The organism is Ideonella flava, from assembly GCF_051857595.1.
GTDB lineage: Bacteria > Pseudomonadota > Gammaproteobacteria > Burkholderiales > Burkholderiaceae_C > Ideonella.
Map to the genome: position 1 here is coordinate 298,633 of NZ_JBPZHD010000002.1, position 21,901 is coordinate 320,533.

At 69.6% G+C, this 21,901-nt stretch carries 23 protein-coding genes; 12 read left to right on the top strand and 11 right to left on the bottom strand.

From position 1 onward, the window contains the following. Positions 1–88: 88 nt before the first annotated feature. Genes rpoZ through ACS5PM_RS05090 form a run of 3 tightly spaced genes read right to left on the bottom strand, consistent with a single transcriptional unit; the run spans position 89 to position 1,903 of the window. Complete coding sequence (rpoZ, locus tag ACS5PM_RS05080; RefSeq protein ID WP_439386142.1) at positions 89–292, bottom strand: DNA-directed RNA polymerase subunit omega; 204 nt, start codon at positions 290–292, stop codon at positions 89–91. A gap of 53 nt (positions 293–345) precedes the next feature. Next, positions 346–966 (bottom strand): guanylate kinase, encoded by a 621-nt coding sequence (gene gmk, locus ACS5PM_RS05085; protein ID WP_439386144.1) that lies wholly within the window; start codon positions 964–966, stop codon positions 346–348. A gap of 7 nt (positions 967–973) precedes the next feature. Next, on the bottom strand, positions 974–1,903 hold the full coding sequence (locus tag ACS5PM_RS05090) for a YicC/YloC family endoribonuclease (protein ID WP_439386146.1): 930 nt from the start codon (positions 1,901–1,903) through the stop codon (positions 974–976). Between the two features lie 30 nt (positions 1,904–1,933). On the opposite strand from ACS5PM_RS05090, the gene ACS5PM_RS05095 reads away from it, so the two are divergent. The 6 genes from ACS5PM_RS05095 (at position 1,934) to ACS5PM_RS05120 (ending at position 7,917) form a co-directional block, all read left to right on the top strand. Continuing rightward, positions 1,934–2,899, top strand: a complete 966-nt coding sequence (locus tag ACS5PM_RS05095) for a serine/threonine protein kinase (protein ID WP_439386148.1) — start codon at positions 1,934–1,936, stop codon at positions 2,897–2,899. Then, the gene (locus ACS5PM_RS05100; protein ID WP_439386150.1) at positions 2,896–3,807 is read left to right on the top strand and encodes a PP2C family protein-serine/threonine phosphatase; all 912 of its coding nucleotides are present in this window, start codon (positions 2,896–2,898) and stop codon (positions 3,805–3,807) included. The genes ACS5PM_RS05095 and ACS5PM_RS05100 overlap by 4 nt, the downstream gene beginning before the upstream one ends. A gap of 154 nt (positions 3,808–3,961) precedes the next feature. Further along, positions 3,962–4,699, top strand: coding sequence for a ribonuclease PH (gene rph, locus ACS5PM_RS05105; RefSeq protein WP_439386152.1), 738 nt, complete (start codon positions 3,962–3,964; stop codon positions 4,697–4,699). Between the two features lie 5 nt (positions 4,700–4,704). Next, entirely contained in the window at positions 4,705–5,334 is a 630-nt protein-coding gene (locus ACS5PM_RS05110) for a non-canonical purine NTP pyrophosphatase (RefSeq protein WP_439386157.1), read from the top strand. Next, positions 5,334–6,545, top strand: coding sequence for a radical SAM family heme chaperone HemW (hemW, locus tag ACS5PM_RS05115; RefSeq protein WP_439386159.1), 1,212 nt, complete (start codon positions 5,334–5,336; stop codon positions 6,543–6,545). The genes ACS5PM_RS05110 and hemW overlap by 1 nt, the downstream gene beginning before the upstream one ends. A 31-nt stretch (positions 6,546–6,576) precedes the next feature. After that, positions 6,577–7,917, top strand: a complete 1,341-nt coding sequence (locus ACS5PM_RS05120) for an energy transducer TonB (protein ID WP_439386161.1) — start codon at positions 6,577–6,579, stop codon at positions 7,915–7,917. 189 nt (positions 7,918–8,106) lie between these two features. Here ACS5PM_RS05120 and metE read toward each other — a convergent pair whose 3' ends face one another. Continuing rightward, the gene (gene metE / locus ACS5PM_RS05125; RefSeq protein ID WP_439386163.1) at positions 8,107–10,428 is read right to left on the bottom strand and encodes a 5-methyltetrahydropteroyltriglutamate--homocysteine S-methyltransferase; all 2,322 of its coding nucleotides are present in this window, start codon (positions 10,426–10,428) and stop codon (positions 8,107–8,109) included. Positions 10,429–10,524: 96 nt separating this feature from the next. On the opposite strand from metE, the gene ACS5PM_RS05130 reads away from it, so the two are divergent. Then, positions 10,525–11,451 (top strand): LysR family transcriptional regulator, encoded by a 927-nt coding sequence (locus ACS5PM_RS05130; RefSeq protein WP_439386165.1) that lies wholly within the window; start codon positions 10,525–10,527, stop codon positions 11,449–11,451. Between the two features lie 4 nt (positions 11,452–11,455). Here ACS5PM_RS05130 and ACS5PM_RS05135 read toward each other — a convergent pair whose 3' ends face one another. The 3 genes from ACS5PM_RS05135 to ACS5PM_RS05145 are packed head-to-tail and all read right to left on the bottom strand — an operon-like array spanning position 11,456 to position 14,217. Further along, a complete protein-coding gene (locus ACS5PM_RS05135) occupies positions 11,456–12,559 on the bottom strand; it encodes a protein-glutamate methylesterase/protein-glutamine glutaminase (RefSeq protein WP_439386168.1) in 1,104 nt (367 codons plus the stop codon). 49 nt (positions 12,560–12,608) lie between these two features. Beyond that, positions 12,609–13,298: a chemoreceptor glutamine deamidase CheD gene (gene cheD, locus ACS5PM_RS05140; RefSeq protein WP_439386170.1), complete on the bottom strand. Its 690-nt coding sequence runs from the start codon at positions 13,296–13,298 to the stop codon at positions 12,609–12,611. A 55-nt stretch (positions 13,299–13,353) separates the two neighbouring features. Next, positions 13,354–14,217, bottom strand: a complete 864-nt coding sequence (locus ACS5PM_RS05145; RefSeq protein WP_439386172.1) for a CheR family methyltransferase — start codon at positions 14,215–14,217, stop codon at positions 13,354–13,356. A gap of 313 nt (positions 14,218–14,530) precedes the next feature. Here ACS5PM_RS05145 and ACS5PM_RS05150 point away from each other — a divergent pair, with 313 nt between their 5' ends. The 5 genes from ACS5PM_RS05150 (at position 14,531) to ACS5PM_RS05170 (ending at position 16,947) form a co-directional block, all read left to right on the top strand. Further along, a complete protein-coding gene (locus tag ACS5PM_RS05150; protein ID WP_439386843.1) occupies positions 14,531–15,166 on the top strand; it encodes a GGDEF domain-containing protein in 636 nt (211 codons plus the stop codon). Next, entirely contained in the window at positions 15,163–15,942 is a 780-nt protein-coding gene (locus ACS5PM_RS05155; protein WP_439386174.1) for a MinD/ParA family protein, read from the top strand. Before ACS5PM_RS05150 ends, ACS5PM_RS05155 begins: the two co-directional genes overlap by 4 nt. Next, a complete protein-coding gene (locus ACS5PM_RS05160; RefSeq protein ID WP_439386176.1) occupies positions 15,942–16,367 on the top strand; it encodes a group II truncated hemoglobin in 426 nt (141 codons plus the stop codon). Before ACS5PM_RS05155 ends, ACS5PM_RS05160 begins: the two co-directional genes overlap by 1 nt. A 175-nt stretch (positions 16,368–16,542) precedes the next feature. Then, complete coding sequence (locus ACS5PM_RS05165; RefSeq protein ID WP_439386179.1) at positions 16,543–16,758, top strand: hypothetical protein; 216 nt, start codon at positions 16,543–16,545, stop codon at positions 16,756–16,758. Between the two features lie 21 nt (positions 16,759–16,779). Then, positions 16,780–16,947, top strand: coding sequence for a hypothetical protein (locus ACS5PM_RS05170; RefSeq protein ID WP_439386181.1), 168 nt, complete (start codon positions 16,780–16,782; stop codon positions 16,945–16,947). A gap of 33 nt (positions 16,948–16,980) precedes the next feature. On the opposite strand, the gene ACS5PM_RS05175 is transcribed toward ACS5PM_RS05170, so the two are convergent. From ACS5PM_RS05175 to ACS5PM_RS05190, 4 genes are all read right to left on the bottom strand, one after another. Continuing rightward, on the bottom strand, positions 16,981–17,910 hold the full coding sequence (locus ACS5PM_RS05175) for a hypothetical protein (RefSeq protein WP_439386183.1): 930 nt from the start codon (positions 17,908–17,910) through the stop codon (positions 16,981–16,983). Between the two features lie 78 nt (positions 17,911–17,988). Next, positions 17,989–19,362: an HD-GYP domain-containing protein gene (locus tag ACS5PM_RS05180; RefSeq protein ID WP_439386184.1), complete on the bottom strand. Its 1,374-nt coding sequence runs from the start codon at positions 19,360–19,362 to the stop codon at positions 17,989–17,991. A 134-nt stretch (positions 19,363–19,496) separates the two neighbouring features. Next, positions 19,497–20,351, bottom strand: coding sequence for a ParB N-terminal domain-containing protein (locus ACS5PM_RS05185; RefSeq protein ID WP_439386186.1), 855 nt, complete (start codon positions 20,349–20,351; stop codon positions 19,497–19,499). Between the two features lie 80 nt (positions 20,352–20,431). After that, the gene (locus ACS5PM_RS05190; protein WP_439386188.1) at positions 20,432–21,760 is read right to left on the bottom strand and encodes a DUF2325 domain-containing protein; all 1,329 of its coding nucleotides are present in this window, start codon (positions 21,758–21,760) and stop codon (positions 20,432–20,434) included. Between the last annotated feature and the right edge of the window lie 141 nt (positions 21,761–21,901).

Here is a 21,901-nt window from a genome sequence, read left to right on the forward strand (position 1 = left end):
CCAAGGGCATCGACGCCAGCCCGCGGGGTCGCCAAAGCAAAACGGGCGCCGTGGAAGGCGCCCGTTTCGGGGTGGGAGAGGTCCGGGCTCAGGTCGGGACCTTGCGCAGCATCTCGATGCCGACTTCGCCGGCGGCGATCTCGCGCAGGGCGGTGACGCCCGGCTTGTTCTTCGACTCGACCTTGGGCGCGTGGCCCTGGCTCAGCATGCGGGCCCGGTAGGTGGCCGCCAGGACGAGCTGGAAGCGGTTGGGGATCCTGGACAGGCAGTCTTCGACGGTGATGCGGGCCATGGTGTGGTGCTCTCTCGGACTTCGGGTGGGGCTGCGTTGTGGATCCGGGCTTGTCAGCTCAGGTCCAGCGCGGCGAAGACGGTGGATTTCGCCCGGCGCTGCGCGGCGTATTTCAGCCTTTGCGAATGGACGACCGTTTTCAGGTCGAAAAGCGCCGTCTCGAATAAAGCGTTGATTATAACGTAGTCGAAATGGCGGGCCTGGGCCACCTCGATGCGGGCGTTGCCCATGCGGGTGGTGATCACGTCGTGGTGGTCCTCGCCGCGACGCTTCAGGCGCTGCTCCAGCTCGTCCCAGCTCGGCGGCAGGATGAAGATCAGCACGGCATACGGGAACAGCTGCTTGATCTGCAGCGCGCCCTGCCAGTCGATTTCCAGCACGACGTCCTCGCCGGCCATGAGGCGCGCCTCGATGCCGGTGCGCGAGGTGCCGTAGCGGTTGCCGTGCACCTCGGCCCATTCGAAGAACTCGCCTCGGCGGACCATGCCTTCGAACTCCTCCGGGCTGACGAACCAGTATTCCCGGCCGTTCTGCTCCTGTCCTCGCGGCGGGCGCGTGGTGTGCGAGATGGAGACGGTCAGGTGCGAATCGAGCTCCAGCAGGGCCTTGACCAGGCTGGACTTGCCGGCCCCGCTCGGGGCCGCGACGACGAAGAGGTTGCCGGGCGTTTCCATCAGTCGCTCACTCGATGTTCTGGACCTGCTCGCGCATCTGCTCGATGTTGACCTTCATGTCGACCGAGATGCCGGTCAGCTCGAGCGCGGAGGATTTGGAGCCCAGCGTGTTGGCCTCGCGGTGAAGCTCCTGGATGAGGAAGTCGAGCCGCTTGCCGACCTCGCCGCCCTTCTTCAGCAGGCGCTCGATCTCGTCGAGGTGCGAGACCAGGCGCGATAGTTCCTCGGCCACGTCGATGCGGATGGCGAAGGCCGCGGCTTCGTTCAGTGCACGGTCGCGCGCGGCTTCGGCCGACACGGCGCCCGCTGCGTTGGCGGCACCGCTGGCTCCGGCCGCATTCAGCGCCTCGCTCCAGCGCTCCATGAAGCGTTGCTGCTGCTTCTGCACGACGGCGGGCACGAGCGGCGCTGCTTGCGCAGCGAGCGCGCGCAGCGTGGCGATGCGTTCGGACAGGATCTGCACGAGGCGCGCTCCCTCGCGCTCGCGGGCGTCCTTGAGTGCCTCGATCGCGCTGCGCGCGGCCTGCACCGCGAGCTCGTCGAGGCCTGCGGTGGAAGAGGCGCCACCGCCTCCGCGACACCACTGCATCACTTCATGCACCGACAGCCCTGCCGCGCTGGGCAGCCAGCCCTGTACCGTGCTCTGTAGCCGGGCGAGTCGGTTGAGCTGCTCGGTGCTGGGCTGGGGCACGCCTTCGTCCGCGCCGCGGCCGAGCTGGGCCCGCACTTCGACCTTTCCGCGACGCAGTTGCGCGGTCAGCAGCTCGCGCATGCTGGGCTCGACCTGCCGAAGTTCGTCGGGCAGCCGGAAGGCGATGTCGAGGAAGCGGCTGTTGACCGTGCGCATTTCCACGGTCACGCCGATGGGGTGGCTCTCACCCTCGGCGACCGGGGCCGCGCTGGCGCTCGCGAACCCGGTCATGCTGTAAACTGGCATGAAGCTTTTGCACCGAGCAAAAACCCGATTATGTCAAAGCCAAAACCCGCCCCGTTGCCCGCGGGCACCGTGGTCGGTGGCTACCAGATCATCAAGAAACTGGCGGCCGGCGGCTTTGGCGTGGTCTACCTCGCCGAAGACGAGGAACGCCATCTCGTTGCCCTGAAGGAATACCTGCCTGCTTCGCTGGCCGATCGCTCGGTGGGCGAACTGGTGCCGCGCGTCAAGCCCGAGAAGCTGCCGCTGTACCGCCTGGGATTGAAGAGTTTCTTCGAAGAGGGTCGCTCGCTCGCCCAGATCTCGCACCCCAGCGTCGTCTCGGTGCTGAACTTCTTCCGCGAGAACGAAACCGTCTACATGGTGATGAACTACCTGCAGGGCGACACCCTGCAGGATTTCATCGTCACGGCGCGCGATCTCAAGCAGGAAAAGGTCTTCCGCGAATCGACCATCCGGTCGCTGTTCGACGAGATCCTCAAGGGCCTGCGCATCGTCCACCAGCACAAGATGCTGCACCTGGACATCAAGCCGGCCAACATCTTCATCACCAACGACAACAAGGCAGTGCTGCTGGACTTCGGCGCGGCGCGCGAGGTGCTGTCCAAGGAAGGCAACTTCATCCGCCCGATGTACACGCCGGGCTTCGCCGCGCCGGAGATGTACCGCCGCGATGGTTCGCTCGGCCCCTGGACCGACATCTACGCCATCGGGGCCTGCATCTATGCCTGCATGCAGGGCTACCCGCCCACCGATGCGCCACAACGCATCGACAAGGACCGGCTCTCGCTGTCCATGTCCCGCATGCGGAACACCTACTCGGACAACCTGATCGAAGTAACCGAGTGGTGCATGTCGCTGGATCCGCTGTCCCGACCGCAAAGCGTTTTCGCTTTGCAAAAAGAGTTGTCACGCGAGACCGAACGGCGCTATACCTCGCTCAGCTTCACCGAGCGCCTGAAACTGCAGATCGAGAACCTGAAGACCGGGGCACGATGAGATTTTCCGTCTACCAGGTCAGCCGAAAGGGTGGCCGCGAGAAGAACGAAGACCGCATGGGCTATTGCTACACGCGGGATTCGGGCCTGTTCGCGTTGGCCGATGGCATGGGGGGCCACCCCGAGGGCGAGGTCGCCTCTCAGCTCGCGCTGCAGACGCTGGCCGCCGCCTTCCAGCGCGAGGCCAAGTCCAGCCTGAAGAGCCCGCTGCGCTTCCTGCAGGATGCCATCCTGGCCGGCCACCACCAGCTGCTGCGCTACGCCACCGAGAAGGGGCTGGTCGACACGCCCCGTACAACAGTCGTCGCCTGCGTTCTGCAAGGGCGCGCGGCCTTCTGGGCGCACTGCGGTGATTCGCGGCTGTACCTGGTGCGCGGTGGCAAGCTGATCGCCCGCACCCGCGACCACTCCTACACCGAGTTGCAACAGACGCTGTCGCAGGTCGTGCCCATCGACGCCAAGTTCAACCGCTCGGTGCTCTTCACCTGCCTGGGCAGCCCGGGCAAGCCGGTGGTCGACACGGTCGGCCCGGTCACGCTGCAAAGCGGTGATCGCCTCATCGTCTGCTCGGATGGGCTGTGGAGCCAGCTGGATGACGACGCGATCGTCGAGCTGCTGTCCACCCGCTCGCTGTCCGATGCGGTGCCCGAGATGGTCGAGCGTGCGTTGCGCAATGGTGGCGCCCACGGCGACAACGTCACCGTGCTGGCGGTCGAGTGGGAGGCGGTCGAAGACAGCGATTCGATCGCCGGCGTCTCCACCCGCAGCCTGGGCGAAGATGTCTTCGCCTCCACGATCCAGGCCAGCCTCGCCGAGACGGGGCATGGCGATCTCGACGAGGCAGAGATCGAACGCTCCATCCGCGAGATCAACGAAGCGATCCAGCGCTCCTCGAAGAAGAAGAGCTGAGGCGCATCAACACCAGTCGCGGCTCCACGCCGGCGCAGATCAGCCGAGCGACGGGCCGCTTTCAGCCGGCTGAGGCCCCTCGGGCCGTGGGGGCGGTACACCGCCCCCGGATGCTCCAATGGCGCGCCGGTTTTGCTCCAGAAAGAATCCTCCCATGACCTTCCAGCGTACCCAGGGCCGCGCGCCCGAGTCTCTGCGGCCCTTGCGCATCACCCGCGGCTTCACCAAACACGCCGAGGGCTCGGTACTGATCGAGTTCGGCGAGACGCGCGTGCTGTGCACGGCCTCGGTCGAGGAGCGCGTGCCGCCCCACAAGAGAGGCAGTGGCGAGGGCTGGGTGACGGCCGAGTACGGCATGCTGCCGCGCTCCACCCACACCCGCAGCGACCGCGAGGCCGCGCGCGGAAAGCAAAGCGGCCGCACGCAGGAGATCCAGCGCCTGATCGGCCGCTCGCTGCGCGCCGTGTTCGACCTCAAGCGCCTGGGCGAGCGCACCATCACGCTCGACTGCGACGTGCTGCAGGCCGACGGCGGCACCCGCACCGCGGCCATCACCGGCGCTTTCGTCGCCGCCCAGGATGCGGTCAACGTGCTGATGGCTCGCGAGGTGCTCGCGGCCTCGCCCATCCTCGACGCGGTGGCCGCGGTGTCGGTCGGCATCGTCGAGGGCACGCCGCTGCTGGACCTGGAATACATCGAGGACGTCAACTGCGACACCGACATGAACGTCGTCATGACGGGGATCGGCGGCTTCGTCGAGGTGCAGGGCACCGCCGAGGGCGTGCCTTTCAGCCGCGCCGAGATGGACGTGCTGCTGGCCCTGGCGGCCAAGGGCATCGGCGAGCTGGTGCAGGCCCAGTCCGCCGCGCTTGCACAACCACTGATTCGCTGACGACCATGCGGCTCGTCCTGGCCTCCAACAACGCCAAGAAGCTGGGCGAACTCGGCCAGCTCTTCGCCCCGCTGGCCATCGAGCTGGTCACGCAGGGCTCGCTCGGCGTGGCGGAAGCCGAGGAGCCGCACCACACCTTCGTCGAGAACGCGCTGGCCAAGGCGCGCCACGCGGCGGCGGCCACCGGGCTTCCCGCGATCGCCGATGACTCGGGGCTGTGCGTCGATGCGCTCGGCGGCGATCCCGGCGTTCAATCGGCCGTCTATGCGGCGTTCACACCCGAGCCGGGCCAGGACCGAGAGTCCCATCGCCGCGCGCAGGATGCGGCCAACAACGCGCTGCTGCTGCAAAGGCTGAGCGGCGTGGCCGACCGCCGGGCCAGCTTCGTCTGCGCCTTGATCGCCTTGCGTTCGGCCGATGACCCGCAGCCGCTGGTCGCCTTCGGCCGCTGGCACGGCGAGGTCCTGCAAGCGCCCGCGGGCGAGGGCGGCTTCGGCTATGACCCGCTCATGTTCATCCCGGCGCTCGGCACGACGGTCGCTGCACTGCCGGCGGCCACCAAGAACGCGCACAGCCATCGGGCGATCGCCGCCGCGCAGATGCTTTCGCTCATGCGCGACGCCTGGCATCTGTGATGGACACGAGCGCCGCCGACCGCTACCTGCGCCCCGGCACGCTGAACCTCGGCGCGCCGCCGCCGCTGTCGGTCTACGTGCACCTGCCGTGGTGCCTGAAGAAGTGCCCGTACTGCGACTTCAATTCGCATGAGATCGGCGCATCGCGCAACAACCGCGACCTCCCCGAGAAGCAGTACCTGGACGCGCTCCGTGCCGACCTGGAAGCCAGCCTGCCCCTGGTCTGGGGCCGTACGGTTCAGACCGTCTTCATCGGCGGCGGCACGCCCAGCCTGTTCTCGCCCGAAGGCATCGCGCGGCTGCTGTCCGACCTGCGCCTGCTGCTGCCGATGGCACCGGGTTGCGAGATCACGCTGGAGGCCAATCCCGGAACCTTCGAGCGGGAACGCTTCAAGGCATTTCGCCAGGCAGGCGTCACGCGCCTGTCGATAGGTGTGCAAAGCTTCGACGACACCAAGCTCAAGGCGCTGGGCCGCGTGCACGACCGCGCGCAGGCTCTGGCCGCGATCGAGGAGGCAGCCGCGAGCTTCGACACTTTCAACCTCGACCTGATGTACGCGTTGCCGGGCCAGACGCTGGCGGAGCTCGAGACCGACGTCCGCACCGCGCTGGCATTCAATCCGCCGCACCTGAGCCTGTACCACCTCACGCTGGAGCCGAACACCGCGTTCGCCCTGAAGCCGCCGGTGCTGCCCGACGAAGACACGAGCGCGCAGATGCTGGACCACCTGGTCGAGCTCACGGCCGAGGCCGGCCTGGAGCGCTATGAGGTCTCGGCCTACGCACGGCCGGGCCATCGCAGCGCGCACAACCTGAACTACTGGCAGTTCGGTGACTACCTGGGCCTGGGCGCCGGCGCGCACGGCAAGCTGAGCTTCCCGCACCGCGTGCTGCGCACGGTGAAGTGGCGCGAGCCGGCGCGCTACATGGCCGAAGCCCTGGCAGGCAAGGCAGCGTCCAACGAGGATGAAGTCACGCGCAAGGCGCTGCCCTTCGAGTTCATGCTCAACACGCTGCGCCTGCGCGAAGGCTTCGAGGAGGCCCTGTTCACCGAGCGCACCGGCCTGCCGCCCTCCGCCATCGCTCAAAGCCTGAAGGCGGCGCAGGCGCGCGGCCTGCTGGAAGCCATCGATGGACCGACCGGCCGTGTGATCCGCCCGACCGCGCGCGGCTTCGACTTCCTCAGCGACCTGCAGGCGATCTTCCTGTAGCACGCCACGACATCCAAGAAACGAGGAGGCCATGGATTCATTCATCACCGCTTGCCGCGCCGCCGACCGACTCCGCCGCACCAGCGTCATCGGCGCATTGGCGCTGCTGGCCTTGTCGCAGCCGCTGACCGTCCTGGCCCAGGGCAGCCCCGCTCCAGCGCCCGCCCCCCCGGCGATGCCGCAGAACAGCCCGGCGCAGGACGATGTGCAGAAGCTGCGCGAAATGAGGGAGGAAACCCGTCGCGTGTCCGAATACGACCGCTTGCGCAGCGATGCCATGGCGGCCAAGAAGAAGGCGCGCGACGAGCTCCAGCAGAAGGACCAGGCGACGCTGGCCCAGTCGCGCCAGTTGCTCGACCGGCTGCTCCAACTGCCGGACACCCTCAAGCTCTCCGCCGAGGGGCGCGCGCTCGCCGAAGCCACGCTGCAGCCGCACCGCGAACGCATCGCGGCGGCGTGGCCGGCCCTGCAGGACCAGGCGATCAGCCGCGTCAGCGACCCGTCCGGCAAGCGCAAGGTCGACTTCGAGCAAGCGGCATTGGACCTGTCGGCCCGCGTCGTCAACGAGGCCGCGCTGTGGTTTGCCGACGCGGAACCCCACGCCAGCGACGCGGTCTGGATCGAGGCGCTGCGGCGCGACGGACTGTGCCAGGGCCTTGCGGGCGACGAGCCCGCCGCGCGGATGGCCGTGCTGATCGATGCGCTGCCGGCCGAGCAGCGCGCGTCGGCCTGGGCCGGTGAGGCGGCCCGCCTGGCGCGCTGGGGCCAGGCGACGCGCACCGTGCTGCCGCCTCCCGAGCGCGCGCTCGAGGACGGCCTGGTGCCGGCCCTCGCGCCGCCCGCTCTCGCCAAGACGCTCGCCGCCCTGCCCGAGGCGCTGCGCGTGGCCGTGCAGGCGCCGGGCTGGACGCTGGCGGCACAAGCCCCGGCGCAACGCTGCGAAATGCTGCGCTGGTGGAGCCAGGAGCAGGTCCGGCTCAAGCGAATGAGCCCGCGCCAGGCCATGCTGGCGTGGCGTACCGCGCTGGCGGTCCGCTCGGCCGACTTCCTGCTGGCTGGCGTGCCGCGCGAGGGGGCCGAGGCCATCGACAAGGGCGGCTACCCCATCGTGGCCCGCCGCCTGGGCCTCAGTGGCCGGGTGGTCGTGGAGCAGGACGTCGATGCCGCGGGCAGGCCGCTGCAACGATTCGTCCAGCGTCGCGAGCTGCGTGCGGCCGGCCTGGGCGAGCTGCCGCCGGTGGGGCTGGAGCGCGAGCTGGATGCCGCCACGCTGGCGCGCGTCGCCTCGGCACCGGTCACGCCGCCGGCCGCATCGACGCTGCAAGGCGGGGTCGCGACCCAGCGCATGGGCATCGAGTGGGCAACGGAGTGAACAGCTCGCGCTGGGCGACGGCCATCGCGACCAGGAACAAGGGTGCCGTCAGCGGTCAGGCCGGCGCCGGCACGGTTCGCCAGACCGGCAGCCTGGTTCCCAAACTTGTCTTTCAGCGGGCGCCACATCCGGCCGGCCCGGGCTTCCAGCCTAGGGCTGGGAGTCGAAGCGGCTCTGCCGCGCAGACTCCTAAAGCGCCAGCTCGTCGCGCAGCTGCTTCGCGGCCAGCACCATCTCCCGCAATGCCGCGGTGGTCTCGGGCCAGGCACGGGTCTTCAATCCGCAGTCGGGGTTGACCCACAGTCGATCGGCGGGCACCACCTCGGCCGCCTTTCGCAGCAGCCGCAGCATCTCGGCGCGACCGGGCACGCGCGGCGAGTGGATGTCGTAGACGCCGGGGCCGATCTCGTTCGGATAACGGAAGTCGCCGAAACCACGCAGCAGCTCCATGTCCGAGCGGCTGGTCTCGATGGTGATCACGTCGGCGTCCAGCGAGGCGATGGCGGGCAGGATGTCGTTGAATTCGGCGTAGCACATGTGGGTGTGGATCTGCGTGTCGTCGCGCACGCCGCTGGTCGCCACGCGAAAGGCCCGCGAGGCCCACGCGAGGTATGCCGGCCATTCGGCGCGACGCAGCGGCAGGCCCTCGCGCAACGCCGGCTCGTCGACCTGGATGATCGCGATGCCGGCCGCCTCCAGGTCCTGCACCTCGTCGCGCACGGCCAATGCAAGCTGCAGTGCGGTGTCGGCGCGCGGCTGGTCGTCGCGCACGAAGGACCATTGCAGCATGGTGATGGGGCCGGTCAGCATGCCTTTCATCGGCCGCTTCGTGAGACTCTGGGCATGCCTCGCCCAGCCGACGGTCATCGGCGCCGGGCGCGAGACGTCCCCGAACAGCAGCGGTGGTTTCACGCAGCGCGAGCCGTAGGACTGCACCCAGCCGTTGGCACTGAAGGCATAGCCTTGGAGCAGCTCGGCGAAGTACTCGACCATGTCGTTGCGCTCGGCTTCGCCGTGCACCAGCACATCCAGGCCGAGCGCCTCCTGCGCGGCGACGGCGCGGGCGATCTCCTGCTGCATCGCCTCGCGGTAACCCTCGGCTGAGAGTTCGCCGCGCTTGTGCGCCGCACGGGCCGCGCGGATCGAGGGCGTCTGCGGGAACGAGCCGATGGTCGTCGCCGGCAGCGGGGGCAACTTCAGGCGATCACGTTGCAAGCGCTGGCGCTGCGGGAAGGCACCGGCGCGGTGATCTGCATTCGAGGGCAGTCGCGCGAGGCGCTGCGCCACGGCAGCGTTCTTCACGCATGGACTGCCACGCCGCGCGGCGAGGGCGGCGCGCGCATGGGCGAGTTCGCCGGCCACTGCGGCATCGCCTTTCAGCAGCGCCTGCTTGAGCACCTGCAATTCGGCCAGCTTCTCGGTGGCCCCGGCCACCCAGCTTCGCAGATCAGGATCGAGCGCCGCGTCTTCGCGCAGGCTCAGCGGCACGTGCAACAGCGAGCAGGACGGCGCGAGCCAGAGGCGGCCCGAGCGGCGTTCCAGGGCCGGTCGCACAGCGGCCAGTGCGGCGTCGAGATCGGCCCGCCAGATGTTGCGGCCGTCCAGGATGCCGACCGAGAGTTCACGGTCCGGCGGCAGCGCGTCCAGCACGGCAGGCAGTTCGTCCGGCGCGCGCACCGCATCCACGTGCAGCCCGGCCACCGGCAGGCGGCAGGCCAGCGACAGGTGGTCTCGAAGCGGCGCGAAGTAGGTCGTCAGCAGGATAGACACATCGACCGCCGCCAGGCACTGGTAGGCGGGCTCGAAGGCTCGAGCCCATTCCGGCGGCAGGTCGAGGCCGAGGATGGGCTCGTCCAGCTGCACCCATTGAACGCCCGCCGCGGCCAGGCGCGTCAGCAGGTCGACGTACAGCGGCAACAGCTCATCGAGCAAGGCTAGGCGGTCGAAGCCTTCCGCCTTGGCCTTGCCCAGCCACAGGAAGGTCAGCGGCCCGACGAGGACCGGCTTGACGGGTCGACCCATGGCCTGCGCCTCGCCCAGCTCGCCCAGCAGGCGCTCGGGCGCCAGCGCGAAGCGGGTGCCCGGTTCGAATTCCGGCACGAGGTAGTGGTAGTTCGTGTCGAACCACTTGGTCATCTCCAGGGCGTGGGTGCCGGTGGAGCTGCAGCCGCACGCTTCGTCATGTGGGTGGGCGCTGGCCGGGGCCACGCCACGCGCCATCGTGAAGTAGCGCTCCAGCGACGGCTCGCTGCCCTGGAAGCCGAAGCGCGACGGCTCGCATCCGAAGAGCTGGATGTGGTGGGCGACCTGATCGTAGTAGGCGAAGTCGCCGACGGTGAGGAAACCCAGGCCGGCGTCGCGTTGCTGCTCCCAATGGCGGCGGCGCAGCGCGCGGCCAGTGGCTTCCAGCTCCTCGGCGCCCAACTCGCCGCGCCAGTGCCGCTCCAGGGCGAACTTCAGCTCGCGCTGCAAGCCCACCCGCGGGAAGCCGAGAATATGAGTCTGAATCATGATCGGTGACGTTTTGAATGAATTCACCGAAGATGATCGACCGCCTGCGACTATGATTCAAGCGAAAGTTTTCCAGAACCAACCTGAATTTGGCTCATGAACCAATCGGCCTTGGAACTCCGCCATCTCAGGACGCTACAGGCCTTGCGAGAGGCGGGCAACCTGTCGCGCGCAGCGCAGCTGCTGAACCTGACCCAGTCGGCGCTGTCGCACCAGATGAAGGGCCTGGAAGAGGTCTACGGCGCCGCGCTGTTCGAACGCAAGTCGAGCCCGGTGCAGTTTTCGGCCGCGGGCCAGCGGCTCTTGCGCCTCGCCGACGCGGTGCTGCCGCAGGTCGGCGAGGCCGAGCGCGACGTGGCGCGGCTGGTGGGCGGCGCGGCGGGCACGCTGCGCATCGCCGTGGAGTGCCACACCTGCTTCGACTGGCTGATGCCGGCGATGGACGCCCTGCGTGCGCGCTGGCCCGAGGTGGAGCTGGACATTGTCTCGGGATTCCATGCCGACCCGGTGGGCCTGCTGCACCAGGACCGGGCCGAGCTGGCCATCGTGTCGGAGGTCGCCGAGGACGAGGCCGGCGTCGTCCACAGCCCGCTGTTCAGCTTCGAGATCGTCGCGCTGCTGCCGCAAGGCCATGCGCTGCTCGCCAAGCCCTGGCTCGAGGCGGAAGACTTCGCCCCGCACACCCTCATCACCTACCCGGTGCCGGACGACATGCTGGACCTGGTGAGCCGGGTGCTGCGCCCGGCGGGCGTGACGCCGCCACGCCGCACGAGCGAGCTGACGGTCGCGATGCTGCAACTCGTGGCCAGCGGCCGCGGGCTGGCCGCGTTGCCGCTGTGGGCGGTGAAAGGCTATCTGGATCGCGGCTATGTCGCCCATCAACGCATAGGCCGCGAAGGCCTAACGGGGCGCCTGTACGCCGCCACGCCGGCGCGCCTGGCCGACCGGCCCTACCTCGCCGAGTTCGTGCGCATCATGCGAGAGACCTCGCTGCTGAGCCTGCCCGGCGTGACCTTGCTCTGAGCCTTCAGACTCGGTGGAGCAGCGCGCCGTGCGTCGAGCGCAGCTTCTCCATGAGGTGTGGCGCTATGTCCTGCAACGGCAGCACCTCGTGCGCGGCGCCGTGCTGGATGGCCTCGCGCGGCATGCCGAAGACGACGCAGGTCGATTCGTTCTGAGCGTAGTTGTAGCTGCCGGCGTCGCGCATGGCCTTCATCGCGCGGGCACCGTCGGCGCCCATGCCGGTGAGCATGATGCCGAAGGCGTTCTGCCCCACGACGCGGGCAGCGGATTCGAACAGCACCTCGACCGAAGGCTTGTGGCGGTTCACCGGCTCGCCGTCGCGGACGCGGGCGATGTAGTTGGCGCCCGAGCGCTCGACCGAAAGATGCAGGCCGCCGGGCGCGATGTACGCATGGCCCGGCAGGATGCGCTCGCCGTCGGTCGCCTCCTTCACGCGGATCTTGCACAGCGTGTCCAGCCGCGCCGCGTAGGAGCGGGTGAAGCCGGGCGGCATGTGCTGCGTGATGACGACCGCCGGCGAATCCGGCGGCAGGTGCAGCAGCACTTCCTTGGTGGCTTCGGTGCCGCCGGTGGAGGCGCCGATGAAGATGATCTTCTCGGTCGACAGCCGGCCCAGCGGGCTGGCCGCGACGGCGGGCTTGGCGGCCGCCTGGGTGCCCGGCGTGCCGGCCGCGGGTGCCGGCGGGGCGGCCGGGGCGCGCTTCACATGCGCCTTGGAGGCGATGCGGATCTTCTCGGTGATCTCCTCGGCCAGTTGCTTCAGGCCGTCGGCCACGCCGATCTTGGGCTTGGCCACGAAATCCAGCGCGCCCAGCTCGAGCGCGCGCATCGTCACTTCGGCGCCGCGCTCGGTCAGCGTGGACACCATCAGCACCGGCATGGGCCGCAGGCGCATCAGCTTGGACAGGAAGTCGATGCCGTCCATGCGCGGCATCTCGACATCCAGCGTGATGACGTCGGGGTTGAGGTTGCGGATCATCTCGCGGGCTGCGAACGGATCGGCCGCGGCGCCTACGCATTCCATGTCGGGCTGGCGGTTGATGATCTCGGCGAGGAGGCTGCGCACCAGCGCCGAATCGTCCACCACCACCACGCGGGTCTTGGGCATCTGCTGTTCCTCTGGGGGGATTGCTTGTTGTTCGTGGGTTGTCGACCGATCAGAACAGGTCGATAGACCCGCCGCCGGTGACGGCCGGCGCGGCCTTCTGTGCGGCGGCGCGGTCCTGGGCGATCAGGGCCTCGGCGTTGGTCGGCGCCAGCCGCTTGACCATCGCCTTGCCGCTGGCCGGCAGGAAGCAGACCTTGCGCGGATAGACGTCGAGCACGTCCTTGGAGACCACCGGGATGCGCTCGGTCGCCAGGAACTCCAGCACGAACTGCGTGTTGCGCTCGCCGACGTTGATCGAGTTCATGCCGCTGATCACCGCGCCGCCGCCGAAGACCTTGGCCTCCATCGTCAGGCGGGAGGCACCGCGCTTCATCATCTCGTTGATCAGCAGTTCCATCGCGTACGAGCCGTAGCGGCCCGAATCACCCGTGCCCTCGGGCAGCATGAAGTGGTTCATGCCGCCGATGCGGGCCTGGCGGTCCCACAGGCAGGCGGCGATGCATGAGCCCAGCGTGGTCATCACCAGCAGGTCCTCGGTGTCGCAGTAGTACTCGCCCGGCAGCACCTTCACCGCCTCGTTCTTGAAATGCGCGTCGTAGAAGAAGAACGAGGCCTCGCCCGGCTTGCGCGGTTGCGCCTTGAGCCTGTCCAGCCGCGGCGTGCGGCCTATGCCGGCGGACGCCATGGGCAGCGGGGGCGGCGGGCGCGTGGTGGCGGAGGCGGAGGGCAAGGTGGCCATGGGTGGGATCCGGGTCGCGTGGAACGTGTGTGTCGGTGGCGCTGGTCGGTGCCAGCTACACGCGCTTGTAGATGGTCTTGCCCTGCAGGTGGAACAGGTCGCGCGAGTCGGTGAAGTTCTCGGAGTGGCCGACGAACAGCAGCCCGCCCGGCTTGAGCACGCCGTGGATGCGCTCCAGCACCTTGCGCTGCGTGTCGTGGTCGAAATAGATCATCACGTTGCGGCAGAACACCATGTCGAAGGGCTCGCCGAGCGACCAGTGGGTGCCCATCAGGTTGAAGGGCCGGAAGTCGATGGTCTTGGCCAGCTCCGGCTTGACGCGGATGAAGCCTGCGTTGCTGCCGGTGCCGCGCATGAAATGCTTCTTCAGCCTTTCGGGCGAGAGGCCACGCGAATCGGCCGGATAGACGCCGCGCTGGGCCGTGGCCAGCACCTTGGTGTCGATGTCGGTAGCCAGCACCTTGGCGGCCGAGCCGGTGCCCAGCACCTCGGCCAGCACCATCGCGATCGAGTACGGCTCTTCGCCGGTCGAAGCCGCGTTGCACCAGATGCGCGGGCTGCGCGAAGGCGAGTGCCGCAGTGCGTCGGCCAGCGCGTGGAAGTGATGGTCCTCGCGGAAGAAGGAGGTGAGGTTGGTGGTCAGCGAGTTGATGAACTCCTGCCACTCCTGCTCGCCGGCGGCTGCGCTGGCGCCTTCGAGCCACTGCAGGTAGTCCTTGAAGTTGCGGTGGCCCGTCTCGCGCAGGCGTCGCGACAGCCGGCTGTAGACCATCGCCCGCTTGCCCTCGTGCAGGCTGATGCCGGCGCGCTGGTAGATGAGCTTGCGCACGCGCTCGAAGTCGGCGGTGGCGAAGCTGAACTCCTGTTCGATGGTGTCGAGCTCGCCGGGGCGGCTGGGGGCGTCTAGCAAGGAGCTCATCGTGTTCGTGTGGCTGATCGCGTGGCGTCCGTGGGGGCCGTGTCCGGGAGGCGGCCGTCCGGACCGGGCGTGATGGGGCATGGAGGAGTCTGCCTGCCGCTCCTGCAGTCCGCGGGCGGAGTTGGGCCGCGTTCCCCCTGCTTATTCGGCACCAGCCGCACGAAGGTCCACTGCTAGACTGCATCGAAACCTCCCGCCCCTCGTCAAAATTCACGCCCCGGTGAGCGCCTCGCCCAGCCCTCCGCCACCCCAGCCCACCAACGTGGTGCGGGTGGAGCAGGCGTTGCAGCTGCTGCAGCAGTCGGGGCATCCCATGCCGCCCGGCGCACCGGGCAGCGCGGCCTGGATGCAGGGCCTGATCGACGCGCTGTGCGACCTGTCCAGCCGCGACGCCCTGACCGGCCTGGCCAACCGCCGCAGCTTCGAATCCGGCCTGGCCCGGGAGATCGACCGGGTCGCCCGCTCCGGCGAGCCGGCCCTGCTGCTGCTGCTGGACATCGACCATTTCAAGCGCGTGAACGACACCCACGGCCACGCCGTCGGCGACCTGGTCATCCAGGCCGTGGCCGAGAGCCTGCGCGAGACGGTGCGGCCGATGGACCTGCCGGCCCGCATAGGCGGCGAGGAGTTCGCCATCATCCTGCCCAACTGCCCGCCCGCCTTCGGGCTGACGGTGGCCGAGCGGCTGCGCATCCACATCGAGGAGCGCGTCATCCGGGTGGGGCCTTCGCAGACGCTGGGCGTCACCGTCAGCGTCGGGGGGGCCTACGCGCCGCAATGGGTGCGCTCCACGGCCAATCTGTGGATGGAGCGCGCCGACCTGCAGCTCTACCGCGCCAAGGCCGAAGGCCGCAACCGCACCTGCCTGGAGCCGACACCGGTCTCCATCGTCAGCGCCGAAGAAAAAGGTCTGCTGTTCGGCACATCCAACTTCGGGGAGTTCGAATGAACACCGCGGCCGCGCCCGGCAAGCAGGCTCGCATCACCGCCATCACCAGCGGCAAGGGCGGCGTCGGCAAGACCTTCATCTCGGCCAACCTGGCCGCGGCGCTGGCGCGCCAGGGCGAACGCGTGCTGGTGCTGGACGCTGACCTGGGCCTCGCCAACCTCGACGTCGTGCTGAACCTGTTTCCCAAGATCACGCTGCACGACGTGTTCACCGGCAAGAACACGCTCGAACAGGCCATCGTGCCGGCGCCGGGCGGCTTCCACGTGCTGCTGGCCGGCTCGGGCATGGTCGAGTACTCGCGGCTGACGCCCGAGGTGAGGGAGCGGCTGGTCGACGTGGTGGCCCAGGTGCGGCCGCTGTTCGACCGCATCCTGCTCGACACCGGCGCCGGCATCTCCGACGTGGTGCTCTACACCGTCTCGCTGGCCGACGAGGTGCTGGTGGTCACCACGCCCGAGCCGACGGCGCTGACCGATGCCTATGCGACCATCAAGGTCCTGGCCGCCACCCAGGGCCGGCGCGACCTGCGCCTGCTGGTCAACCAGGTCACCCGGCCGGGCGACGGCCGCATCATCCGCGGCCAGCTCCAGCAGGTGGTGGATCGCTACGTGACGCCCAGCCTGGAGTCGCCCGTCAAGCTCGAGTTCCTGGGCGAGGTCGGCACCGACAAGACCGTGCGCGAGGCGGTGACACGCCGCCAGCTGCTGCTGGAGGCCTTCCCCGGCTGCCTGGCCGCCCAGGGCGTGGTGGCGGCCGCCACCCGATTGACTGCCTGATGACCCCCGACCCAGACGACGACGCCGACCACCGCCCCGCGCCCGGCACGACCCCTTTCGAGATGCTCGGCGGCGAGGCCGGCGTGCAGGCCCTCGTCGACCGCTTCTATGACCTGATGGACCTGGAGCCGGCTTACGCCGTGCTGCGCGGCGTCCATGGCTCCGACCTGCACCCGGCGCGCCAGAAGCTGTTCTGGTTCCTGTGCGGCTGGCTGGGCGGCCCCAGCCACTACATCGAGCGCTTCGGCCACCCCCGCCTGAGGGCGCGCCACCTGCCGTTCTCCATCGGCCAGATCGAGCGCGACCAATGGCTGGCCTGCATGTACCAGGCGATGGCGGAATGCAACGTGCCCGAGGCCCTGCGCGAGCGGCTGGAGAAGTCGCTCTTCGACACCGCCGACTGGATGCGCAACCGCGCGGGCTGAGGGCCGTCCGGCGGCCGGGCTGTCGAAATCGGCGGCCTTTTTTCGTCTTGAAGGGTAAGGGCGCGCCACCGAAACCCGACCGATAGACGACGGATCCGCCACGACTTTGACGGCATCCGCGACCAGACTGTCTTCCATGTCGCAGCGCCTGCGACGCCCGACAGGAGAGCCCGCCATGAACGCCTGCACCGCCCACCGCCACGAGCAATTCGAGCTGCGCTTCGCCTCCCTGTTCAACGAGGGCCGTGGGCTGACCTTCCCCTGCGACCCGGCTGGCCAGGTCGACCTCGACGGCCTGAGCGACCGGGCCCGGGCCAACTACTACTACGCCCGCTCCACCATCGGCCGCGACTTCGCCTGCCCGGCGGTGACCCGCGCGGCGGTGCATTGAGCCCGTCAAGGAGGACCCGCCATGACCCACCTTCGTTCGGGCAGCGACTGGCGACGCCGCCTGGGCTCGCTGTCGGTCGCACGGCATGCGCTGGCCGTTGCGGCAGCGGCTGCGGCCGCAGCGGTCCACATCGCCACCGGGGGCACGGCCGACACGGCGGCCATCGGCTGGTTGCTGGCGCTGGCCTGAAGCCGCGCGGCCCGGCAGCCCTGCGATCCCGGATCAGGACCAGGCCGCCAGCTGACGGCGTGCGATGTCGATCGCCGGACAGGCGAGGGCGCCATCGCCCAGGCGGGCCATCACGCTCGCCAGCCGCTCGATCGCCTGCGCCTTCTCGCCCGAGGCCGCCAACGCTCGGCCCAGCACCAGCTCCGTCTGCAGCTCGCACAGCAACGCACCGGCAGCACCGTCCAGCGCCAGCGCCTGATCCCAGTCGCGCCTGGCCGCGGCCAGGCCTTCGCCCGCGGCCCAGCGCAGGTTGCCGCGAACGCGCCAGGCGGCTCCCTGCATGAAGCCAAGCCCTGCCGTTGCGGCCGCATGGGCGGCTTCGATGTCGCGCCTGGCGTCCTGCGTCGAGCCGGCCGCCAGCCGCGCCTCGGCGCAGACGGTCAGCATCCAGGGCAGGCTCAGCACCGAGCCGTGGCGCCGGTGCTGGATCGCGGCGGCTTCCAGTTCGTCGAGGCCCTCGTCCACTTCGCCCTCCATCACGAGTGCCCAGCCGAGCAAGGCGTGGTGCGCAGCGGCGGCGGCCGACGCCTGCTGCTGCTCCACGACAGGCCGGCCCCTTTCTCCGAGCCAAAGCATGGCCGTCACGTCGCCTCGCAGCTGCGCCGCGCAACTCATGAGCGACAGGGCGACGGCGTGGCCCAGGGGATCCGTGCCTTCGGCGAGGCTCCGCTCCAGTGCCTGGCGAGCTTGCTCTGCCGTGGCCAGGCCGGCGCAGGCGTCCAGGGCCAGGCTCAGCCACGCCAGTGTCTCTGTCCGCAGGGCCCGCACGGCCGGTGCGCTGCCGTCGTGGGCCTCCAGGCGATCCAGGGTCTTCAGGCAGCTGCGCAGGGGCTCGACGGATGCCGCGACCCAGTGGCCGAGCAGCACGCGCTTGCCTTCGACCGCGAGCGCGGCCGCGAATTCGATGCTGGCCCTGTCCGTCATGGTGGCACGGTAGCCGCATCGGCACCGCGAGGCAACGCCGTCGCGCCTGCGTCGGCCCGTCGTGGACGGGATCCGACGTCAGGGTTCGCTGGGCGCGGGGCCGGAGGACCCTGCCGGCGCGACAGGCGGCGCGGCAGCATCGCTGAGGCGGCCGGTCAGGCGCGAGACGAGCTCGCGCATCACCGCTTCGCTCTGCCCTCCGACCAGCCCCGTGCGCAGCAGCGATTCGCGCTCCAGCGAGCGCAGCCGCCATTCGATCTCGCCCACGATGGTGATCACCTCCAGGTGCACCTGCGGGTCCTGCAGGGCGGCGAACTGGCGCAGCAGCACCTCGGGATCGGCGGCGTCCAGGCCGGTGCTCGAGAACGCGGTCTGCAGGCGCAGCATGCGCTCCATGCCGGACGACAGCGTGTTCTTCAGCTCGCCGCGGGCTGCCGCGATTCGCTCCTCTATCCAGGCCCGTTGCTGGCGAAAGCGCCTCATCGTGGCCGCGATCCGGGCCACCCGGGGCACCGCGTCCTCCAGCGGCGTGGGCTGCGTCCAGCCGGCCAGCAACTCCTCGCTTTGAACGGCGGCGGCCGCGATGGTGCGGATCAGTTCGTCGCAGAACTCGCCGGGCATGATGCGCATGGCGACGCTCGCCCGGGCCAGCGGCGTGAGGCCGGATTCGACCAGCGCCATGAGCCACTCGGCCGCGCCCAGGATCTGGCCGTTCAGCGTGAGGGCGGCGCCGCTCACGCCGCGCGGATAGCCGAAGCCGTCCAGCCGCTCGTGGTGCAGCAGCACGATCTCGGCAATCGCCGGACCGGCACCCTCCATCCCGCGCAGCACGCGATCGGCGATGAGCGGATGGCTCACGATGTGGCGCCATTGTTCGGCTTCGAGCCGGGTGCCGCGCTGCAGGTGCTTCGGGTCGATGTAGAGCTCTCCCACGTCGTGCAGCAGGCCGGCCAGCGCCAGCAGCCGGTGGCGCTCGATGTCGCCCGGCACGAGGCGGCGGCCCAGCGACATCGCGAACATGGCGACGCCCACCGAATGCTCTAGCCGGTCGCCCTGCCAGTCGGCATAGACCGTCAGCAGCGATTGCACAGGCGCCGACAACTTCAGGCGCGCCAAGGATTGCGGGATGGGCTGCGCCCCGCCCTGGGCGGCGCAAAGCGCGGCGATCAGTGGGTGGGTCGTGAGCAGGGCCTCGGCGATCGGGCCGAAGCGCTCGGGCATCACGCCTCCCACGACCTGCACGCAGTCCTCCAGCGGTTTCTGCAGCTTGTGCTGCAGCAGGCGCTCGCGCACCGCGGGTTCGATCCTCGCCCCCTTGGCCAGCAGCTTGATGCCGCTGCCGCTGACGATGTCCTGCGTCACCTCGACCACGTGGTGGGCCGTGGCCTGAACCACGTGGTTCAGGTAATGCGGGTTGACCTGGTTCGGATCGTCTGGCGGGTGGTCGTTCACGTGGCAGGCTCGAGCGACTGCCACGGCGGCAGGTCTTGCCACCTTATCGGCTGTTCAGTGCGCGATTTGAGGCCTGCCTGATTCCGGGGCCTCTCCCGGTCGATTTCTTGTCGATCCGGAAGGCGCCTGCCGGGCTAGAAGGGGGCCGAGGCGTCCTGCGGCTCTTCAACGGCGATGCCTCGGCTGCGCAGCCGGTCCAGCAGGTTCGCCACCTGCTGGCGCAGGCTGGTGTTCTCGCTGGTCAGCGCCGCGACGCGCTTGCGCAACGAGTCCACGGTGTCCTCGGCCTGCGGCGTTTGCGTGCCCTCGGCGGAGTCTTCACGCGGCTTGCGCTTGGACTCGCGCGCGCGTTTCGCGGCCTGCTTCAGCTCGTCCTTGCCGGCGGTGGCCGCGGCGACCTGCTCCTCGGCGGGCAGGGTGGCCACGGCCGCCGCGGCGTTGATCGAGATGGTGCCGGCCTTGACCGCGGCCACCACCTCGGGCGCGGCCTGCTTGTGGATCTTCTCGATCATCACGACCTGGCTGTTGCTCAGGCGCGCCGCCTTGGCGATGGCTTCGCGGGTGTCGAGCTTCTCCAGCGGCGCCGGCGCCGGGCCGGGGGCCGCTTCGGGGGCATCGGGCGCCGGATCGGGCGTCGCCGGGCGGGGCGCGGCTTCCTGTGCGCGTCGGGCCGCGACGATCTCGCGCTTGCGCAAGGCCAGCACGCCGCGCTGGAAATCCGAGATGCTGCGCCGGCCGAGGTGCTGGTCGATCATCCACAGGTACACATCTTCGATGGACTGGAAGCGCGTGCTCTGCACCGTCTGGAACGGCAGGCCGTGCTTGCGGCAGATGCCGTAGCGGTTGTGGCCGTCGACCAGCACGTCGCCCCACAGCACGAGCGCATCCCGGCAGCCCTCGGCCAGGATGCTGCGCTCCAGGGCTTCGTACTCGTCGGTCGTCAGCGGGTCGATGTAGGCCTTGAGTTCTTCGTTGACGACGATGTCCATGGGTCGCGGCGTTCCGGCGGGTGAAAGGGCGCGCATTGTAGGGACCCGGCCATCCGCGCTGCCCGTAGCCGGTCCGGGCCTCACGGCGGGCGGGCCGCCTCCTCGTCCTGCGGCTGCGGCGCCGCCGGGGCCAGGGCAGCGAGCGCGCGGCGCAGGCTGGCACTGCTGGGGTTGTCCACGAAAAGGCAGCGCTTGCCGGTGCGCTTGCAATGGTCCTTGACGCGCCAGTAGGCGTCGTGGCTGATGCAGCCCGTCTGGCAGATCACGACGTCGGCGCTGTCCAGCGTGCTCGCCAACCGCGTGACCTTGTCCTCCTCGCCGCCGTCGTGGTGCAGGAAGCGGCCGCCGACCCGTTCGACCAGGCGGCGGTAGGCGGGCAGGCTGGCCGGGCGACCGCCGACGCAGAGCACGGCGCGGTCGGCCAGGGCTTCCTCGGGCTCGGTGGTCGCCGGGGCCTCGGACGAGGTCGGGCGGCCGGCCTGCGAGCGCAGGGCTTCGACGGCCTGGACCGCCTCGTTCGCGCGCTGCCGCTCCCGCTCCAGCTCGTGGCGGGTGCGAAGCAGCGCCCGCTCCAGGTCCTGGAGGCGCTCGATCTGCGAGGCCACCTGGCGGGTCAGCTCGTCGCGCGCGCGCAGCGCAGGCACCGATGCTTCGAGCGCGGCGAGGTCTTCTTGCAGCGAGGCGATCAGCGTGTCGCGGCCCAGCAGTTCGGCTCGAAGGCGCAGCAGTTGAGCGCTCTGGGCCTCGGCGAGCCGCGCGTGGTCGGCCGACTGCTGCGTCCAGCGCCGTTGTGCTGCGCCCAACTCGCGCGCCAGCACCTCGTTCTCCTGCTGCAGCGCGTCGAGCCGTGCCAGATCGGCCCGGTCCGCGGCGCCGCACTGGTGCTGGATCATGTGGATGTCGGACAGCACCGTCTCTTCGAGCACGACGTCGCAGCGCGGGTGGCTCAAGGTGGCCCAGAGCGCGCCGGGAACGTCGCGGCCGCCGGTCTGTTCACGCCACCAGGCGGCCAGGGCGTCGGTGCTCTTCAGGGACCGGGCCTGGCGCAGGGTCGGTGCGTAGCGGCGGTCGAGCTCCTTCTCGACCGCCTCGGCGATGCGGCCGCGCTGGCGGCATTCGTTGTTGATGCCGCAGTGCAGGTCGTAATCGGTGGCCAGTGTCTTGCCTCCCAGCACCTTGTCGACCAGGCGGCGCAGCGCCGCCATGGGCAGGCACACCCCGACGACGGGACAGTGCGCGTGCCGGCTCAGCTCCCACAGGCGCCGGCGGCGGGAGCCCCGCGCCTGGGCCAGCGGAAGGCTCGGAGTGCAGCCGCAGGCGGCGACGATGCGGCCGGCCGGCGGGATGTCGTTGTCTTGCGAGGTGTCAGCGGACGTCGGGTTCGACGTGACCAGCGGGGCTGGGAGCATGCAGGGCCTCCTGTGTCGGGGCGTGCACGGGCTGGCCGGGTCTGCTGGCTGGTGCGGGCGGGTTTGATCAATGTGCCGCCATCTTAATGCGATCGATTCGCATTTGCGTTTGAGTCGATCCCTGGGCAGGGACTTTTCCAC

Excerpts from the sequence above, each read along its gene's own strand:
- rpoZ (WP_439386142.1), bottom strand. The coding sequence starts at position 292 with ATGGCCCGCATCACCGTCGAAGACTGCCTGTCCAGGATCCCCAACCGC.
- gmk (WP_439386144.1), bottom strand. The coding sequence starts at position 966 with ATGGAAACGCCCGGCAACCTCTTCGTCGTCGCGGCCCCGAGCGGGGCC.
- ACS5PM_RS05090 (WP_439386146.1), bottom strand. The coding sequence starts at position 1,903 with ATGCCAGTTTACAGCATGACCGGGTTCGCGAGCGCCAGCGCGGCCCCG.
- ACS5PM_RS05095 (WP_439386148.1), top strand. The coding sequence starts at position 1,934 with ATGTCAAAGCCAAAACCCGCCCCGTTGCCCGCGGGCACCGTGGTCGGT.
- ACS5PM_RS05100 (WP_439386150.1), top strand. The coding sequence starts at position 2,896 with ATGAGATTTTCCGTCTACCAGGTCAGCCGAAAGGGTGGCCGCGAGAAG.
- rph (WP_439386152.1), top strand. The coding sequence starts at position 3,962 with ATGACCTTCCAGCGTACCCAGGGCCGCGCGCCCGAGTCTCTGCGGCCC.
- ACS5PM_RS05110 (WP_439386157.1), top strand. The coding sequence starts at position 4,705 with ATGCGGCTCGTCCTGGCCTCCAACAACGCCAAGAAGCTGGGCGAACTC.
- hemW (WP_439386159.1), top strand. The coding sequence starts at position 5,334 with ATGGACACGAGCGCCGCCGACCGCTACCTGCGCCCCGGCACGCTGAAC.
- ACS5PM_RS05120 (WP_439386161.1), top strand. The coding sequence starts at position 6,577 with ATGGATTCATTCATCACCGCTTGCCGCGCCGCCGACCGACTCCGCCGC.
- metE (WP_439386163.1), bottom strand. The coding sequence starts at position 10,428 with ATGATTCAGACTCATATTCTCGGCTTCCCGCGGGTGGGCTTGCAGCGC.
- ACS5PM_RS05130 (WP_439386165.1), top strand. The coding sequence starts at position 10,525 with ATGAACCAATCGGCCTTGGAACTCCGCCATCTCAGGACGCTACAGGCC.
- ACS5PM_RS05135 (WP_439386168.1), bottom strand. The coding sequence starts at position 12,559 with ATGCCCAAGACCCGCGTGGTGGTGGTGGACGATTCGGCGCTGGTGCGC.
- cheD (WP_439386170.1), bottom strand. The coding sequence starts at position 13,298 with ATGGCCACCTTGCCCTCCGCCTCCGCCACCACGCGCCCGCCGCCCCCG.
- ACS5PM_RS05145 (WP_439386172.1), bottom strand. The coding sequence starts at position 14,217 with ATGAGCTCCTTGCTAGACGCCCCCAGCCGCCCCGGCGAGCTCGACACC.
- ACS5PM_RS05150 (WP_439386843.1), top strand. The coding sequence starts at position 14,531 with ATGCCGCCCGGCGCACCGGGCAGCGCGGCCTGGATGCAGGGCCTGATC.
- ACS5PM_RS05155 (WP_439386174.1), top strand. The coding sequence starts at position 15,163 with ATGAACACCGCGGCCGCGCCCGGCAAGCAGGCTCGCATCACCGCCATC.
- ACS5PM_RS05160 (WP_439386176.1), top strand. The coding sequence starts at position 15,942 with ATGACCCCCGACCCAGACGACGACGCCGACCACCGCCCCGCGCCCGGC.
- ACS5PM_RS05165 (WP_439386179.1), top strand. The coding sequence starts at position 16,543 with ATGAACGCCTGCACCGCCCACCGCCACGAGCAATTCGAGCTGCGCTTC.
- ACS5PM_RS05170 (WP_439386181.1), top strand. The coding sequence starts at position 16,780 with ATGACCCACCTTCGTTCGGGCAGCGACTGGCGACGCCGCCTGGGCTCG.
- ACS5PM_RS05175 (WP_439386183.1), bottom strand. The coding sequence starts at position 17,910 with ATGACGGACAGGGCCAGCATCGAATTCGCGGCCGCGCTCGCGGTCGAA.
- ACS5PM_RS05185 (WP_439386186.1), bottom strand. The coding sequence starts at position 20,351 with ATGGACATCGTCGTCAACGAAGAACTCAAGGCCTACATCGACCCGCTG.
- ACS5PM_RS05190 (WP_439386188.1), bottom strand. The coding sequence starts at position 21,760 with ATGCTCCCAGCCCCGCTGGTCACGTCGAACCCGACGTCCGCTGACACC.